19 protein-coding genes are annotated in these 16,894 nt (G+C 44.3%); 7 read left to right on the plus strand and 12 right to left on the minus strand.

The annotated features are described in order from the left end of the window. Positions 1–70 precede the first annotated feature (70 nt). From A142_RS18080 to tsaA, 5 genes are all read right to left on the minus strand, one after another. Positions 71–262, minus strand: a complete 192-nt coding sequence (locus tag A142_RS18080) for a DUF4250 domain-containing protein (protein ID WP_010436438.1) — start codon at positions 260–262, stop codon at positions 71–73. 1 nt (position 263) lies between these two features. Next, positions 264–467 (minus strand): YaeP family protein, encoded by a 204-nt coding sequence (locus A142_RS18085; RefSeq protein WP_008222923.1) that lies wholly within the window; start codon positions 465–467, stop codon positions 264–266. 167 nt (positions 468–634) lie between these two features. Continuing rightward, positions 635–1,324, minus strand: a complete 690-nt coding sequence (locus tag A142_RS18090; RefSeq protein ID WP_019821596.1) for a tellurite resistance TerB family protein — start codon at positions 1,322–1,324, stop codon at positions 635–637. A gap of 190 nt (positions 1,325–1,514) precedes the next feature. Further along, on the minus strand, positions 1,515–3,230 hold the full coding sequence (locus A142_RS18095) for a proline--tRNA ligase (RefSeq protein WP_019821597.1): 1,716 nt from the start codon (positions 3,228–3,230) through the stop codon (positions 1,515–1,517). A gap of 101 nt (positions 3,231–3,331) precedes the next feature. Beyond that, entirely contained in the window at positions 3,332–4,027 is a 696-nt protein-coding gene (tsaA, locus tag A142_RS18100; protein WP_019821598.1) for a tRNA (N6-threonylcarbamoyladenosine(37)-N6)-methyltransferase TrmO, read from the minus strand. Between the two features lie 124 nt (positions 4,028–4,151). Between tsaA and A142_RS18105 the strand changes: the two genes are divergently transcribed. The 3 genes from A142_RS18105 (at position 4,152) to A142_RS18110 (ending at position 6,514) form a co-directional block, all read left to right on the plus strand. Further along, the gene (locus A142_RS18105; RefSeq protein ID WP_009847432.1) at positions 4,152–4,412 is read left to right on the plus strand and encodes a type B 50S ribosomal protein L31; all 261 of its coding nucleotides are present in this window, start codon (positions 4,152–4,154) and stop codon (positions 4,410–4,412) included. A gap of 1 nt (position 4,413) precedes the next feature. Next, positions 4,414–4,539, plus strand: coding sequence for a type B 50S ribosomal protein L36 (gene ykgO / locus A142_RS24505; protein ID WP_004734365.1), 126 nt, complete (start codon positions 4,414–4,416; stop codon positions 4,537–4,539). A 388-nt stretch (positions 4,540–4,927) separates the two neighbouring features. Beyond that, the gene (locus A142_RS18110) at positions 4,928–6,514 is read left to right on the plus strand and encodes an AbgT family transporter (protein ID WP_017630782.1); all 1,587 of its coding nucleotides are present in this window, start codon (positions 4,928–4,930) and stop codon (positions 6,512–6,514) included. 111 nt (positions 6,515–6,625) lie between these two features. On the opposite strand, the gene A142_RS18115 is transcribed toward A142_RS18110, so the two are convergent. Next, entirely contained in the window at positions 6,626–7,069 is a 444-nt protein-coding gene (locus A142_RS18115; protein ID WP_017056293.1) for a YaiI/YqxD family protein, read from the minus strand. A gap of 54 nt (positions 7,070–7,123) precedes the next feature. Beyond that, positions 7,124–7,411: a hypothetical protein gene (locus A142_RS18120; protein WP_019821600.1), complete on the minus strand. Its 288-nt coding sequence runs from the start codon at positions 7,409–7,411 to the stop codon at positions 7,124–7,126. A 768-nt stretch (positions 7,412–8,179) separates the two neighbouring features. Between A142_RS18120 and A142_RS18125 the strand changes: the two genes are divergently transcribed. Beyond that, a complete protein-coding gene (locus A142_RS18125) occupies positions 8,180–8,698 on the plus strand; it encodes a GNAT family N-acetyltransferase (RefSeq protein ID WP_019821601.1) in 519 nt (172 codons plus the stop codon). On the opposite strand, the gene A142_RS18130 is transcribed toward A142_RS18125, so the two are convergent. Continuing rightward, a complete protein-coding gene (locus A142_RS18130; protein ID WP_019821602.1) occupies positions 8,664–8,972 on the minus strand; it encodes a DUF3301 domain-containing protein in 309 nt (102 codons plus the stop codon). The genes A142_RS18125 and A142_RS18130 overlap by 35 nt on opposite strands. An 85-nt stretch (positions 8,973–9,057) precedes the next feature. Then, entirely contained in the window at positions 9,058–10,098 is a 1,041-nt protein-coding gene (locus A142_RS18135) for a DUF3549 family protein (RefSeq protein ID WP_019821603.1), read from the minus strand. Positions 10,099–10,185: 87 nt separating this feature from the next. Here A142_RS18135 and A142_RS18140 point away from each other — a divergent pair, with 87 nt between their 5' ends. Both A142_RS18140 and truC read left to right on the plus strand, forming a co-directional pair. Further along, entirely contained in the window at positions 10,186–10,500 is a 315-nt protein-coding gene (locus tag A142_RS18140) for a YqcC family protein (RefSeq protein ID WP_019821604.1), read from the plus strand. Continuing rightward, positions 10,500–11,249 carry a tRNA pseudouridine(65) synthase TruC gene (gene truC / locus A142_RS18145; protein WP_029405393.1) on the plus strand — a complete coding sequence of 250 codons (750 nt, stop codon included), beginning with the start codon at positions 10,500–10,502 and terminating at the stop codon, positions 11,247–11,249. Before A142_RS18140 ends, truC begins: the two co-directional genes overlap by 1 nt. Positions 11,250–11,402: 153 nt before the next feature. On the opposite strand, the gene A142_RS18150 is transcribed toward truC, so the two are convergent. The 3 genes from A142_RS18150 to map all read right to left on the minus strand — a co-directional run bounded on the left by A142_RS18150 (position 11,403) and on the right by map (position 15,606). Then, the gene (locus A142_RS18150) at positions 11,403–11,786 is read right to left on the minus strand and encodes a DUF3461 family protein (protein WP_004734354.1); all 384 of its coding nucleotides are present in this window, start codon (positions 11,784–11,786) and stop codon (positions 11,403–11,405) included. Positions 11,787–11,967: 181 nt separating this feature from the next. After that, on the minus strand, positions 11,968–14,589 hold the full coding sequence (gene glnD / locus A142_RS18155) for a bifunctional uridylyltransferase/uridylyl-removing protein GlnD (protein WP_019821606.1): 2,622 nt from the start codon (positions 14,587–14,589) through the stop codon (positions 11,968–11,970). 138 nt (positions 14,590–14,727) lie between these two features. Continuing rightward, a complete protein-coding gene (map, locus tag A142_RS18160; RefSeq protein ID WP_004734352.1) occupies positions 14,728–15,606 on the minus strand; it encodes a type I methionyl aminopeptidase in 879 nt (292 codons plus the stop codon). Between the two features lie 457 nt (positions 15,607–16,063). On the opposite strand from map, the gene rpsB reads away from it, so the two are divergent. Further along, complete coding sequence (gene rpsB / locus A142_RS18165; RefSeq protein WP_009847420.1) at positions 16,064–16,795, plus strand: 30S ribosomal protein S2; 732 nt, start codon at positions 16,064–16,066, stop codon at positions 16,793–16,795. Positions 16,796–16,894 lie beyond the last annotated feature (99 nt).

Consider the following 16,894-nt stretch of genomic DNA (forward strand, 5'->3'; position numbering starts at 1 on the left):
TCAAGTCTTCTTAAACGATCGGCATTAAACACTGAGGTTGGCCTTTCAAAATTAAGCGTATTCTAAATGACTATCGAAACTGTTTGGCTTCTGGAAGGAACTCAAAGCCAGCTGACGCAAGTTTAGCGATCAATGCTGCCTTGTCGATCTCGTAGAAGTTGACCACTCGATCCAAATCACCGCCGAAGTCGTCACGTAGCTTCATGTTGACGATGCTCATCAACATTACAGGATCCATTTTTTCAAAATTAGCGAGGTTCATATTAGTCCTCGAAATCTGAGATCAGCAGGTTTGCAGCGGCAAAGGCTGCACGCTCACGCGCTTCTTTAGGAAGAGATTCGTCTGCAGCAAGGTCATTCAATGTTTTTACCGCGCAGGTGATCGCTTTCGGGATATAGCCTTGGTCGCCACTGCCAATTTGAGAATACAGTTCACGCACCAAATCACAACAATCGTATACTTTCATTTTTATACCTAACCAAATGATAACTTATCTCAATATACACATAGAGATAAGCAAAAACAAAGTAGATCTGATTAAGTTCAGAGTTAGTTTGTTCTTGCTCAATATCTCATTCTGTTGATGCTCAACGTATCACTTGCTAGCTTGCCAATTAGCCGGATATTGACCGCTTAACCAGATATTTGCTGTTCAAGTTGATAAGTCACTTCATCAGTAAGGTTGAGTTGTTTGGCTAACTCTTTGAGGTACGCCTTTTCCATGAAGTTCTGTTCGTCGGCTACGATCAAAGAGGCTAAGTAGATTTCGCTGGCTTGTTGCGGTGATGTCGCGAGTTGAGCGATTTCACTTGGATCGAGTGGTTTGTGCAACTCTTCAGACACCAATTTAGTCAGTTGATAATCGGCACCCATGTTCTCGACGGCTTGTTCAATCTTAGCCATCTCTTCTTCATCGACATGGCCATCGGCTTTGGATGCGGCAATCATTGATCTGAGAATCAGTACGCTATGGTTTGAGTCGTTCTCATCAAATTGAGCTTGCTCGGCATTCGGTGTTTGGCCTTGTTTAGATTGGTAGTCGTTGTAGACCTTGTAAGCGAGAGCGCCCAGAGCTGCTGCGCCACCAATACCTGCGGCTTTCTTACCCATTTTCTTGGTTTTCTTAGAACCCATTAATGCACCTAATAGCCCGCCACCAACAGCGCCTGCACCGAAGGCTCCGAGTGTACTTTTACTGCTACTCTTGCCATTGTTGCCTTGAGAAAGGCCACTTAAACTTGAAGAACCTTGTGAAAGTTTCTGAGTGCCTTGTTTAACGAGATCTGACTTAAGTGCTTGGTTCAGTAAGCTTTTGATATCCATTGATACCTCCAATGGTGAGCATGTCCAAAAAGTTGATGACACCAATATACGGATTTGAAGATGAACAGGGGATTAACTTACGTTATTTACTCTACTGATAAATAGAAGGGAGTTTGAAGGGAAAAAATAGGTATAAAAAAGGCCACCTGATGGTAGCCTTTCAATGTTTATCTAGTGAGTAATCTGATTACTAAGCTAGTTGAGCTTTAAGGTGCTCGATAACCGTGTCCATTGCGATAGCTTCTTTATCACCAGTACGACGGTTTTTGTATTCGAAGTTACCTTCGTCCATGCTGCGATCACCGATAACGATAGTGTGAGGAATACCCACTAGCTCGATATCTTTAAACATAACACCTGGGCGCTCTTTACGGTCATCGAATAGAACTTCGATACCCATAGCCGTTAATTCAGCGTATAGCTTCTCAGCTGCTTCTTTAACACGCTCAGATTTGTGCATGTTCATTGGTACGATAGCAACTTGGAATGGTGCTAGTGCGTCTGGCCAAGTGATACCAAATTTATCGTGGTTTTGCTCGATAGCAGATGCAACAACACGTGAAACACCGATACCGTAACAACCCATTTCTAGGATTACGCTCTTACCATCAGGACCAAGCACGTTACAGTTCATTGCTTTAGAGTAAGTATTACCTAGTTGGAAGATGTGACCAACTTCGATACCACGCTTAAGCTGAATAGTACCTTGACCACATGGGCTAAGGTCGCCTTCAACAACGTTGCGTAGGTCTTCAACTTGAGCAAGCTCAACGTCACGACCCCAGTTGATGCCGAAGTAGTGCTTACCGTCTACGTTTGCGCCAGCGCCGAAGTCACTCATTACAGCAACAGAACGGTCAACGATGAATGGTAGCTCTAGACCAACAGGGCCAAGTGAACCAGGACCAGCACCAACAAGTGCACGGATTTCTTCTTCAGAAGCCATCTCTAGTGGAGAAGCAACCTGTGGAAGGTTCTCTGCTTTCACTTCGTTCAGTTCGTGGTCGCCACGGATGATTAGCGCGATGATATCAGCGTCTACTTCATCAGAAGCTTTAACGAATAGAGTCTTAACAGTCTTCTCGATTGCTAGACCGTGTTGCTCTACCAATTCTGCGATTGTTTTTGCGTTTGGCGTATCAACCAGTTCCATCTCTTGAGTTGGCGCTGCCGCTTCAGTCGTTGGAGCTAGTGCTTCTGCTTTCTCGATGTTCGCTGCATAATCAGATTCTGAAGAGAATGCGATTAGGTCTTCGCCGCTTTCAGCAAGAACGTGGAATTCTTGAGAGCCGCTGCCGCCGATTGCGCCAGAGTCTGCCAATACTGGACGGTACTCAAGGCCCATGCGATCGAATGCTTTACAGTAAGCATCGTGCATCGCTTGGTAAGACTTTTCTAAGCCTTCTTTATCGATATCAAAGCTGTACGCATCCATCATAGAGAATTCACGTGCACGCATTACGCCAAAACGAGGGCGGCGCTCATCACGGAATTTAGTCTGGATTTGGTACAGGTTTAGAGGTAGCTGTTTGTAAGAGCTGATCTCGTTACGTACTAGGCTCGTTACCACTTCTTCAGCTGTTGGGCTAAGAACAAACGGGCGAGAGTGACGGTCTGTGAAACGAAGTAGCTCAGGACCCATCTTTTCAGAACGGCCAGTCTCTTCCCAAAGCTCAAACGGTTGAACTACGGGCATCAAGATTTCAACGGCACCTGCATTATCGATCTCTTGGCGAACGATATTTTCGACTTTACGCAGTACACGTAGACCAGTAGGTAGCCAAGTATATAAACCTGAAGCTAGCTTACGGATCATACCTGCACGTAGCATCAGCTGGTGGCTGATAACTTCTGCGTCGTTTGGAGTCTCTTTCAGAGTAGAAAGAAGGTAGTTACTGGTACGCATTCTATGGTATCCGTTTCATCATTGATAAAAGAAAACTTGCTGCAGTTAGTGACGACAGCAAATCTGATATAGCCGCATATAATATCAGCCTATTTGGGATCTCAAAAGCGTTCAATGTCGGTAACATTGATGAAAAGCGTTTCAACAACGAATTTCACGTTAAGATCGAACAAATTTACCGCATATTCTTTACTGTCTGGCTTGCCTTTCTTATAGGCGGGTCGCGGATCTTGGCCTAACACTTCTTTGATCACCTGAATGATATGGCGCGCCTGTGGGTGACCAGACAGCTTACTTTGGGCTTGCTGCGAGAAGCTCACATCTAACACTTCAGGTTCATCGGCGGCAAACCCTCCTAGTGCATCGGGAATCGAATCCGAGTAGGGGATATAAGGCTTGATGTCTATGATAGGTGTGCCGTCAACGAGATCAACACTGCCTAAGTCCAACCAAGTTTGTCCCTTTTCTTGAGATACCCCTTTGAGTTCAACTGCAGACATGCCTATTCCATTCGGTCTGAATGTGGCACGAGACGCGAAGACACCAATACGTTCATTCCCGCCAAGGCGAGGTGGCCTCACTGTTGGTTTCCAGCCTGCTTCAAGGTTCTTATCGAACAAAAACAACAACCACACATGGCTAAATTGCCCAATATCTCGCACAGACTCAAGGCAGTTTGCTGCATCAACCAACCTGACTCTTGAGGTGGATGTGGGTACCAACCTGGGCTGCCTTGGCACAGCGAACTTCTCTTTATAAGGAGACTCAATAAAGCCAACAGGTTCAATGGTGTACATAGTTGGGTGTTCTCTGATTACGATTAAGACGGGAAAATATCATAAAATCACTTGTTTTTCTTTTGATAATGATTAACATTTGTAATGTTATAACGTATCAATTTGGTTGTTTAAGAGAAATACAATGAAACCGAATATCCATCCAGATTACCGTCCCGTGGTTTTTCATGACACCAGTGTCGATGAGTACTTCTTAATCGGCTCAACGCTAAAAACAGACCGTACTATCGAATGGGAAGACGGCAATACTTATCCTTACTTCACGATTGAGGTGTCGTCAAAGTCGCATCCTTTCTATACGGGTAAACAACGAGTGCTACATAAAGAGGGACGCGTTGCGAATTTCACTCGTCGTTTTGGTCAATTAGGTAAGGGAGCGAAATAGAATGAAAGTTGTGAAATCACTTAAAAGCGCGAAAAGCCGCCATCCTGATTGCCAGATAGTAAAGCGCAGAGGTCGTCATTATGTTATCTGCAAAACTAATCCGAGATTCAAAGCGGTTCAGAAATAAGCCGTCAATTTGATGTGACACGTGTGTAAAAAACGAGGGGAAAGTCAAACTTCATTCATTTGTCTGCTTTTCTTTTCCCTCAACAGGAACCTGATTAAAGATAGAGTGTTTATTTAGCGTACGATGTGTTTTATTTTCAAGTGAATCAATAGGTTATGTCGTTAGTTATATTTGTAGTGAATGCGTAGTTGTGAATTATAAATCTATGTTTTGTATTCAATGTAGATTTATTTGCTAATTAATTGTTCAAATGGAGTTAAAAATCGTCGTTTGTTACACATTTTGTAACATTTTGAATTTCTAATTGATAATTTTGTCGCGTACCCTTCGCTGGCAATTTGAACATTTTTTTCACAATTGCATAGGAATCACTACAAGGAGGGAACTGATGAGTTCATCAGCTTCAATAAAAAACAACTCGCCAAAGAAACCTATTTTTACCCGTTTTCTCGATGGTGTTGAATATTTGGGGAACCTATTACCCCACCCGATCACTCTTTTCGCAATCTTCTGTGTCGCTATTTTAGTTACTTCAGGTATCGCTGGATATTTTGAAGTATCTGTTATGGACCCTCGTCCAGAAGGTGCTCCAGGTCGTGCTGCTGACGGCATGATCTACGTTGTAAGCTTACTTAATGCTGAAGGCTTACAGCTCATTGTTACTAATCTCGTGACAAACTTTGTTGGCTTTGCGCCATTAGGTACCGTGCTTGTTGCAATGCTAGGTGTAGCGATTGCTGAGCACTCAGGTCTATTATCTGCGGCGATGCGTGGCATGGTAATGGGCGCATCTAAGCGCATGGTTACGGTAACCGTAGTTTTTGCCGGTATTATCTCTAACACGGCTTCAGAGCTGGGTTATGTAGTACTTATCCCGCTTGCAGCAATGCTTTTCCACTCTTTGGGTCGTCACCCATTAGCGGGTCTAGCGGCAGCATTTGCTGGTGTATCTGGTGGTTACTCTGCGAACCTTCTAATCGGTACGGTTGATCCACTGCTTTCTGGTATTACCACAACAGCAGCACAGATGATTGACCCGACTTACAACGTTGGTCCTGAATCAAACTGGTACTTCATGTTTGTTTCTACTTTCTTCATCGCGATTACAGGTGCATTTGTAACTGAGAAGATTGTTGAACCAAAACTGGGTAAATACAACGACGAAGAAGCGTCTGAAGATTTATCAAATGATTCAATGGGCAAGCTAACAGACGTTGAGAAGAAAGGCCTTAAGCTAGCGGGTATCGCAGTCTTAGCGGTTTCTGCACTTCTTGCATGGACGATTGTTCCAGCTGATGGTGTTCTACGTTCAGCAGCAGGTACGGTTTCGGGTTCTCCATTCCTGAAAAGTATCGTAGCGTTCATCTTCGTATTCTTCGCAGTTCCTGGTTTTGTTTACGGTAAAGTTACCGGCACAATGAAAACAGACCGTGATGTAATCAATGCAATGTCTAAGTCTATGTCTTCAATGGGCATGTACATCGTACTTGTGTTCTTCGCTGCTCAGTTTGTTGCTTTCTTCAAGTGGACTAACTTCGGTCAAGTATTTGCAGTTGCAGGTGCTACGTTCCTACAGGATATTGGCCTAACGGGTCCAATGTTGTTCTTCGCATTCATCCTAATGTGTGGCTTCATTAACCTGATGATCGGTTCGGCTTCTGCTCAGTGGGCAGTAACAGCACCTATCTTCGTTCCAATGCTAATGCTAGTAGGCTACGCTCCAGAAACGATTCAAGCTGCTTACCGTATCGGTGACTCAACAACGAACATTATTACTCCAATGATGAGCTACTTCGGTCTAATCCTTGCTGTAGCGACGCGTTACATGAAGAACCTAGGTATCGGTACTCTGATTGCAACTATGCTTCCATACTCAATCGTATTCTTGGTTGGTTGGAGCTTAATGTTCTACGTTTGGGTATTCGTATTCGGCCTACCAGTAGGTCCGGGCGCTGCAACGTACTACACGCCTTAGTTGTAGAGTAGGGGAAACCTTCTTCTAATTGATATTAAAAAACCTGCATTGTTTGCAGGTTTTTTGATTTTTTATGGAGAGATAGAACTAGGTTAAGCTCGGATGAGCCAGCTAGCGTTTGGCTAGAATTCTATCTAAGTGGTTGGCAAACTCACGACGGTCGGTTTGAGAAAGGGTGCTTGGTCCGCCAGTTTGGATGCCGCTTGAGCGCATGGTATCCATAAAGTCACGAATGTTCAGACGCGCTTTGATGGTCTCTTTGGTGTAAAGCTCACCACGAGAACTGAGAGCTTGCCCACCCTTGGTGATCACTTCGTCAGCCAGAGGGATATCGGATGTAATCACAAGATCGCCGGGTTCAGTGCGCTTTACGATTTCGTCATCAGCAATATCAAATCCGCTTGGCACTTGAATCGAGTGAATGTTATTGCGTTTAGGAACAGGAACCAGGTGGTTTGCCACAAAGGTACATTCAACCCCTGTGCGCTCAGCTGCGCGTACGATTGTTTCTCGGATAACCTTTGGACAAGCGTCCGCATCAACCCATATCTTCATAGTGTTCTATTTCTCTGTTTGCTTATTTATCGGTCAACTTATTTCTCAGTTGCCTTATTGATCAGATAACTTGCCTTCAAGCGTGGTAACACGAGCAGTGAGTTCAAGGATTTGCTTTTCTAGCTGGCTTACACGATCAAGTGCCGGCTCTTCTGGTGTCGCGACTTCAACTTTAGGAACACGATTTGCGCTTTTCCAGCTCTTGATAGTAGTAATCAAAGCGGGCATCGGAACGGATGTGCTCATACGAGCCTTAACTAAAGCAACTGTCGGCTCTTTCCCTTGCGCTTGCAGTCCTTCAAGCACTGATTTCAACTCTTCAGAAACATCTTTTGTCAGCATGTTGACCTCCATTTTTAGTCTTTGGTCATTTTACTCGCTCTGGTGAATGATAGCGAATCATAAAACCTCCCATGGCTTGTGAGAGATCTCTTACAAAGGCTGTGAGATAATACGAATACATCGCTAGAGAGATTGATGTGCATGTGATTAAGTTGTTGAATTTTAGTTGTTTTATATAATTAACAACTTTCTTGAATTCAAAATGTGATGCAAATCTATTGTCCAAAATCCTAAATCGCGTAAATTAAACCTTGTCGGAAGGATTCTGACACGGAACAGGAAAGCACCAAGGATTTGGTTATCTTCAGGATGAAGATTTGGTTACTTAGGATTGAGTGATCAAGCATGGAGCGTAAGGACATTGTAGGGATACAGTCAGTTAACAGGAAGTTAGCTGCAACGGAATGACAATGGACACCTTTAGGATTAAAAGGGTTGGATTAGCATCAGGACGATGTAAAGGACACCGCTCACGGAACAAGTGATGTGCGCTAACTAGGATTGTTAGCTTTCAGGATGATTGGACACCGCTAGGACGGCGAAGTAAAGGAAAGAGCTGAAGGATTACAGCCACTATTATGGATGATGCATGGAGCATTAATTAGTAGCCGGACTGCTGCGAGTAAGACCCTAGCCCTGACACTTCGGTGTCGGGGCTTTTCTTTTTCTGAGGCTTTCTCTGTTTAGGAGGCTCTTTTTAATCGAGAGCTTTTTCATCTAAAAGCGCAACATCTGCTTTCTGCTAATGGTCAACACAAGGAGTGTTTTATGACGATAGCAACCTCAAGAACGCTGTTGGTACCTTATACTGAACAGTTAGAACTCGACTTTATCAAGTTAAATTGCTGCCCCATTAATCGTGCCGAAATGAATGGGCCTCATTCTGTTGCCTCTGCGAAGCACCTTTTTCAAGAAATACTGCAAGATAACGTCGGCTTCTGCCGCGCGATCATCCACAACCAAACCCGTGAATATATTGGGCATGTCTTTGTTTCATCAGAAGAAGGTAAGCGTGAGCTTGGCTTTATTTTGGATAAAGAATACTGGAATCAAGGTTTTGCTAGTGAGGTGTTAAAACCTTTCTTTAGTTTGGTGTGCTTTGAAGAGCGTCTAACGAATGTTGTTGCGACTGTGAATGTCGGCCACAACCCATCTATTAAGCTATTAGAAAAATTAGGTTTTGCATTTAAAGAGACCAAACAAGATCAGTTTGGCCCTTATCATGAATATCGTTATACCGAGTATTGCGACGTTACATTCTATGAGGCTGTAGCTCAAACCGCATAGAACGGAAACCCACCATAGTCAGTTTCCCTTGGTACAGGTCATCACCCAACGCCGAAAACTCGAATTGGTACACGGTGTGCCAGCGCCAAATGGTGGTGAGCTCATGGCGCATCTTAAGTTTATGACCACTGAAGGCGACACTTAATAATTGTAGGTCTAGCTCTTTACACTTTCTCGCAATGGCAGCTTTCGCAAGCTCAGATTGCCTGCGCTGCTGCCAAAACAGAAAGCAAAAGAAGCACAGAAACAAAATAGCCAATAAGTTATCTATCATTTAATCCATACTTCCTTTTTATCTTTCTATTCCGTTCGTGATTTGAGTTTTTTCTTACGAGCTATTGTTCGGTTCTATTTAGTTTCTATTGCGACTTAGCCGCTTGTTGTAATTCAACAAGTGCATTGGCAAGTTCTGGTGATGGATTTGAGTTCAGTAGCGGCAAAAATACCATTCTCAGAGTTGGAATCATCACTAAATCTGCAAATAACTGATTGAACAAGTTTTGGTTGCCTGTTTGTGCGAGACGCAGCAAGAATTGCTCAGCAATCACTGGATCTTGCAGTGCGTGCCAGCTTCGACCAGCCAAACCAATTAACACTTCTTGGTGACTTAAGCGTGGGCTCGTCAGAACTTGGTTAATGACGGCATTCGTTGTGCTTTGTTCAGCACCAGAAAGAGCACGAACCAACGCAGACAGCAAGAACAGATCCGGTTCTTGGCTGTTAATCTCATTTTCGGCCATCTCTTGTAAGCGTTGAGCCAGCTTGTCATTGATTTGCGTGTGCTCAAGCGCCCCTAGTATTGCGTATAGAGGTTCTGATGGCAGTTTGTTCAATGCTTTGCGAATCGCGACACCGTTTTGTTGGCTGCCTAGGCGAGCACACATATCGGTGATGCCTTGAAGACCAACCGTTTTCCAGTTGTCCCAACCTAAATCGCCAGTGAAGTAGTGTTGAGCGTGTTCGTAGTATTGGCTCGTCGCCAGGTCTAAACCTGCTCTTACTTGGCTATGGAACACGGCCATTTTGTCTTCTGAAGGCTTGAAAGTATATGGGTTGTTAGACAGCTTTTGTTGTTGCTCTTCGCTGCTCTCGCCGTTTAGACGTGTACCCATCGCTTCGATAACAAACTTAAGGAAGTTGCCTACATCGCCTTGATGCAATAGGCCTCTTTCGTCCAGCTTGAACTTTAGGAACCAAATCCAAGGTTGCTTGTGTTCGTTCCAGTAACTAATGGCTAAGTGAGCTTGTTTCTGAAGTGGAAATGGGTACGGCTGTTTCCCTTGCTCAACATCAGAGAATAAGGTGTTGTCGATCTTTTGAATGCGACGACCTAGGTCGTAGATATCGTATTGGCAACCGCTATTCTTGAGTAACTGAGTGAGCGTGTGAATCGTTTCCATAGTAATAAAGCTCCTAACTTTCTTTCCTAAATAGATGGTACTCTATGCCCCAATTTCAAGGTCACTAGATAAATAACTTGGTGAAAAATGACAGCAGCCACAAAGTTACCTCTTTTACTTCAACAATTAGAACAACAAATGCGCCAATGTTCCCTATGGAGCACGCTTCCGCCTTCTGATGAAGCTCTGGCGAGCGTAGAACCTTTTGCTATTGATTCTCTAAAGCCAGAAGAGTGGTTGCAGTGGATCTTTATTGTAAAGATCAACGCAATGATGGATGCCCAAATGAGCCTACCGAAAGGCTTTGCGATTCATCCTTATTTTGGTGAAGTGTGGAAAAATGAGTCAGACAAAGTCGAACTGCTAGTGACAATTCAGAGCATTGATGAGGTATGTGCGTAATGTTAGAGATCATTTATCAAGATGAGTACTTTGTCGCGGTGAATAAGCCCGCTGGCATGCTAGTGCATCGTTCATGGTTGGATAAACACGAAACGCAATTTGTTATGCAGACATTGCGCGATCAAATTGGTCAGCATGTCTTTCCATTACACCGCTTAGACAGACCGACATCGGGTGTGTTGGTGTTTGCGTTGTCGAGTGAGGTTGCTTCACAGGTGATGCCAATGTTCGCTAATCATGAGATGCAAAAAACCTATCATGCGATTGTCCGTGGTTGGATAGAAGAGGGCGATACGCTCGATTATGCACTTAAGGTTGAGCTGGATAAGATCGCAGATAAGTTCGCGAAAGAAGACAAAGAAGCGCAAGAGGCAGTGACAGTCTATGAACCGCTAGCAAAAGTAGAAGTGCCATATTCAACAGGACGTTTTCCTACGAGCCGCTACTGCTTGGTTGAGATGATGCCAAAGACAGGTCGCAAACATCAGCTGCGTCGTCACATGGCTCATCTAAGACATCCGATTGTCGGTGATACTTCACATGGTGATGGTAAGCACAATCGACTGTTCCGTGATGATTTAGATTCGCACCGCTTGTTGTTGCACGCTTCTGAGCTTCGCTTTATTCATCCTTTCACAAAAGAAGAGTTGGTGATGAAAGCCAACCTAGATGAAACGTGGTTAAGGTTGTTTGAAACCTTTAAGTGGGATACTCAATTAATCAATTCTCAAACGTGCTTGTCTAAGTAAGTCACACGCGTTTTAGTAATTACGAGTCTAAGTGAATAAAGAAAATAGAATAAAAAACAAAGGGCTGATAGTGAAATCAGCCCTTTTTGTATCTGCATAACCTTAACGGCATAACTAATGTTGGTTAGTTAACAGTAATAGTTAGTCGCGGGATCATTTTAGCTTTTCTAGATCGGCTTCGATCTCAGCGATCTTACTTGATACCACTTTCTCTAGATGGCGTAAGTCGGTAAGGATCTTCTGTTTCACATCCACTTCAGCCGTTGGCGTCGGTTTGGTGATCTTGTTGAGCTCATCAATCACAAGAGTGAGGTTGCGGTTAATCTCTGTCACTTCTTTGTATTGATTATTGCCACCGCTAACAAGCACACTTTTTACTTGTCGTGGGTACTTAAATTTAACGCTTTTCGCGAACAGTTCACCTTTCTGCTTACGAAAGTAAATCTTCAGGATATCTTTGTGCGCTTCTTGGCGAAGGGAGTAACGTTCAATCTGTTTAGGTTCGTGGATACCTAAGCCAGTGAGGTTTGGATACATAAGCGACCTCTAGGTTATGAATGTAATACTTTTATGTAATTGACTTGATCAATGTAGCAGCCTAACGACGAGCTAGATAGTTGATATCTGTGAATTGATTGTAAGTTGTGGGCAAGATCGCTCTCTATCTTTGCCCACACTTATTTGGTTATTAAACCTGCTTTTAGACTGAATTCGCTTTCTAAGGTGCGAGTTCCGAAACGTGCTCGGTTAATCTTTCTCTTAGTGCCTGCTCTTGCTCTTCAGATAGTCTTCCACCGGCTTCACTGGTCAGAATAAACAAATCCTCAGCTCGCTCACCTATGGTGGTGATTTTGGCACCATGTAAGTTGATGTCTAGTTCCGCGAAGGTTGCACCTACTTGAGCCAATAACCCCGGCGTATCAAGGGCTCTTAACTCCATCAAGGTACGTTTTTTGCTCTTGGTTGGTAGGAACTCAACTAAGGTTTTGACCTTAAAGTGTTGCAAGTTACGTGGCGTGCGACGCGTCTTAATCTTAGTCGGACGGCCATCAGCCAATACATGAGTCAGATGTTTAGCAACGGCTTTGTGTCTTGCTTCATCAATCGCTTCGCCGTGTTGGTCTAGTACGATAAAGGTATCCAAAACATGACCATCTTTGCTGACCATGACCTGCGCGTCATGAACGTTAAAGTTACGTCTGTCGAGTTCGGCAACCACGGTCGCAAACAGTGCCGCTTGGTCTTTACAGTAAACGAACACTTCTGTGCCACCACGCGTCGCTTTCTTACTGATCAGCACTAACGGTTGGCTTGGGTCTTCTAGGCGAAGTAAGTGCTCACAGTGCCAAGCGATTTGTTTATGTGTGTGACGCAAAAAATAATCGGCTTTGAAGCGTTGCCATAACACTTCAATTTCACGAGCAGTGAAGCCTTCTTTACGCAGCAGTGCTGATGCCATTTGTTGATTGTGGCGAATACGATCTCTGACATCGACTGGGTTTTCCAATCCGCGTCGCAGTGCTCGCTGCGTTGAGTGGAATAGCTCTGCTAACAGCGTTCGCTTCCAGCTGTTCCATAGCTCTGGGTTAGTTGCACAGATATCGGCAACGGTTAAACAAACCAGTAGCTCGAGTGATTCTTCATCACGAACCTTTTTTGCGAATTCAGTGATTACATCAGGGTCGTAGATGTCACGGCGTTGAGCGGTCACAGACATCAACAGGTGGTTTTGTACCAACCACGCGACTTGTTTTGCTTCAGGTTTTGATAACCCGTGTTCAATACAGAAAGAGTAAGCTTCAACAGCGCCAATTTCTGAGTGGTCTCCACCGCGGCCTTTGCCGATGTCGTGGAAGATAGCCGCCAGAATCAGCAGCTCTTTCTTCTGTACGCGTGGGTAGACTTCACAACAGATAGGGTGCTTGTCGTGGTTCTCAATTTGGCCAAAACGGTTAATGTGCTTGAGCAGGCGAATACTGTGCTCATCCACAGTGTATACGTGGAATAGGTCAAACTGCATCTGGCCAACGATCTGGCTCCACTGCGGTAAGTACGCTGAGAGCACGCCCAGCTTATGCATTAAGCTAAAGGCTTTGTGTAGTGCATTTGGGTGGCGAACTAGATCCATGAACTTGTCACGAGCTTCAGGAATCGTATGCAGGAAGCGGTTCAATCGACGACGTGCCGTTCGCAATTGTCGTAATGTTGGTGGGCTTACCCCTTCGATAGTCGAGTCATTAGCGATATGGATAAACATATCGAGAATCGTTTCTGGTCTAGCTTGGAATAGGGCCGGCTTGCGTGCTTCGATCAATGACCCTCGGCGTTGGAAGTCATTGTCGAGAATCTCAGCTTCTTGGGTCTGGCCACCATTGATGATTGCTTGATCGAACAATTTAAGCAGCATTTTGTTGAGCTCGGCTACGCGACGAAGGGTTCGGTAGAACTCTTTCATCATCATCTCAACACCACGGTTACCTTCGCCAGTGTAACCCAGGTGTTCAGCAACTTGAGCTTGATGGGCAAAGGTGAGGCGGTTGTCGTAACGGCGCAGCTCTATGTGCAGTGCAAAGCGAACTCTCCATAGGAAATCTTGGCACTCCACTAGCTCGCGATATTCAGCATCCGTTAGAAAGCCGTATTTGCTCATCTCCAATAAAGACGTTGCACCAAAATGTCGACGCGCAACCCAGCTCAGTGTATGGATGTCTCTGAGCCCTCCCGGAGTCGATTTGATGTCCGGTTCTAGATTATAGGTGGTGTCGTGGTAGCGAGCATGACGCTCTCTCTGTTCTTGAATCTTAGCCTTGTAGAAGGTCTCACTTGGCCAAAATGAATCAGAATGAATCTTTAGTTTCAATTCTTGAAAGGTGTCTTCGCTGCCACACAGTAAGCGTGACTCTTGCAGGTTAGTGGCAACGGTTAAATCATCGGTGCCGATATCAAGACACTCTGCAATGGTACGCACCGCGTGGCCGACTTCGAGTTTCAAGTCCCAGAGTAGGGTAATGAATTGACTGACTTTTTCACCCAGTGCGGGTGGCAGTGTTTTTTGCGAGACGATGAGGATATCAATATCGGACAAAGGGTGTAGTTCACCACGACCATAGCCTCCCACCGCAACAAGTGAAATATGAGGCAGTTTGTTGAACCCAAAATGCTCCCATAAACGATTGAGAAGCAAATCCATGTATTCGGAACGAAGCAGCACCAAATCGGTGACTGGATGATGATTGAGAAATTCATTTTTTTGATACTGCGTGAAGATTTCGAGCTGATTTTTTATTTCGCAGATTTCAATTTGTTCGTCATTGAACGTAAGGGGACATTGATAAGGCATAGTCTGCTATCCGTGCAAGCAAATGAGAATAGTAAACAATTTAACAGAAGCTGATGGAAAATCGAAATTGAGCGGATAAAAAAATATCCTCGACAGGCGAGGATATTTTTAAAAGTCTGAGGTATTCAGCTTGTTGAACTAAGCGTTCTTCATGATACGTGGGATCGTATCGTCGCTGCGTAGTGTTAGTACCTCACAACCAGTATCGGTCACAACTAGAGTGTGTTCCCACTGAGCGGAGTTCTTGCTGTCTGCTGTGTACACTGTCCAGCTATCTTCGTCATCTAGACGACAGCCAAACTTACCCGCATTGATCATTGGCTCGATTGTGAAACACATGCCTGCTTTCAGTACGGTACGGTCACTGTTTTTGTAGTGAACGACTTGTGGATCTTCGTGGAACTCAGAACCAATACCGTGGCCACAGTAATCTTTTACAATAGAGAATTTAGCGCGTGGGTTGTTCTTGTTGTTTGTTTTGATGTACTTCTCAATAGCAGTACCGATTTGGCCAAGTTGAACACCTGGTTTAACCTGACGCATGCCTTCGTAAAGTGCTTCTTGAGCAACCATACACAGACGTTTGTTTGCTGGAGAAACTTCACCCACAAGGAACATCTTAGATGTGTCACCGTGGTAGCCTTGTGGACGAACACTTAGATCAGCATTTTCGTCATCAGGAACAATCACAGTGATATCAACGTTGAGAATGTCGCCATCTTTTAATACTGCAGGTTTGAATTGACCTGTGCTACCCGTCTCATCTTGTGATGCTGGAATACCGTGACACACGATGTGGTTGATAGACGTACAGATTGACTTAGGGAAACCGTGGTAATCAAGTGGTGCTGAGTATGCGCCTCTTTCTAGAGCGTACTCATGACAGATTTGGTTTAGCTCTTCTGTCGTTGTACCTACTTGGATATGAGGTTCAATCATCTCTAGAATTTCAGAAGCCAGTTTGCCGGCGACGCGCATCTTTTCAATTTCTTCAGCAGTTTTAATTTTTACAGCCATTGCATATCTCTTAATTTGGTAGCACCTAAGTGTGCATATTGGGGCTATTCTATCAGTGCAGCATTTTAGCGCAACATTCCCATATCCGCACAATACCGATGGATACTGTTTAACCTGAGTAAATAATGTTCGGTTAAAAGATGTAGAAGCAACTTGATATGGATGCCATTTATAGAGGAAATTCGTCTTTAGAGGTCAGTATAGCAGTCGCCATTTTTCGATTTTTTTCTAGCCATAGATAGACAAAATATGGTATAAAGCGCGCCGGACATCAGGAGTGTTTTCTCCAATTGGCGAAACAAGCTTTGTGTCCACTAACTTATTTCTTTAAATCACACACATTCCGACACATGTTCCGGGGTGCCTCAACAACACAAATAACGGCTGAAAAGTGGTTAGTTGTTAGGGGTCGGATTCATGGGGGATGTGGAGGCCTAACCCCATAGAGGATTTTAAAATGGCAACTGTATCAATGCGCGATATGCTTAAAGCTGGTGTTCACTTCGGTCACCAAACTCGTTACTGGAACCCAAAAATGAAGCCATTCATCTTTGGTGCTCGTAACAAAGTACATATCATCAACCTAGAAAAAACTGTACCAATGTTCAACGACGCTCTAGCTGAAATCGCTAAAGTTGGCGAGAAGAAAGGTAAAGTTCTTTTTGTTGGTACTAAGCGCGCTGCATCTGAAGCTGTTAAAGAAGCTGCTATCAACAGCAACCAGTTCTACGTTAACAACCGCTGGTTAGGCGGTATGCTAACGAACTACAAAACTGTTCGTCAGTCTATCAAGCGTCTGAAAGAACTTGAAGCGCAAGCTCAAGACGGTACTTTCGACAAGCTTACTAAGAAAGAAGCTCTAATGCGTACTCGCGAAATGGAGAAGCTAGAGAAATCTCTTGGTGGTATCAAGAACATGGGCGGCCTTCCAGACGCTCTATTCGTAATCGATGCTGATCACGAACACATCGCAGTTAAAGAAGCAAACAACCTAGGTATCCCAGTTTACGCTGTAGTTGATACTAACTCTAACCCAGACGGCGTTGACTTCGTTATCCCAGGTAACGACGATGCAATCCGTGCAGTACAGCTTTACCTAAACGCTGCTGCAGACGCGGTTAAAGAAGGTCGCAACAAAGATGTTGCTGCTGTAGCTGCTGAAAAAGACGGTTTTGTAGAAGCTGAATAATAGCGGCTCTGAGCCATATTTAGTTCATATTAAGCGGTCATAATCGGTGGCTTAACGGACTGAATACAGTCAATATCAGGGGCCAATTAATTAGGCCCC

This window comes from Vibrio splendidus 12E03, assembly GCF_000272105.2.
Lineage (GTDB): Bacteria > Pseudomonadota > Gammaproteobacteria > Enterobacterales > Vibrionaceae > Vibrio > Vibrio splendidus_I.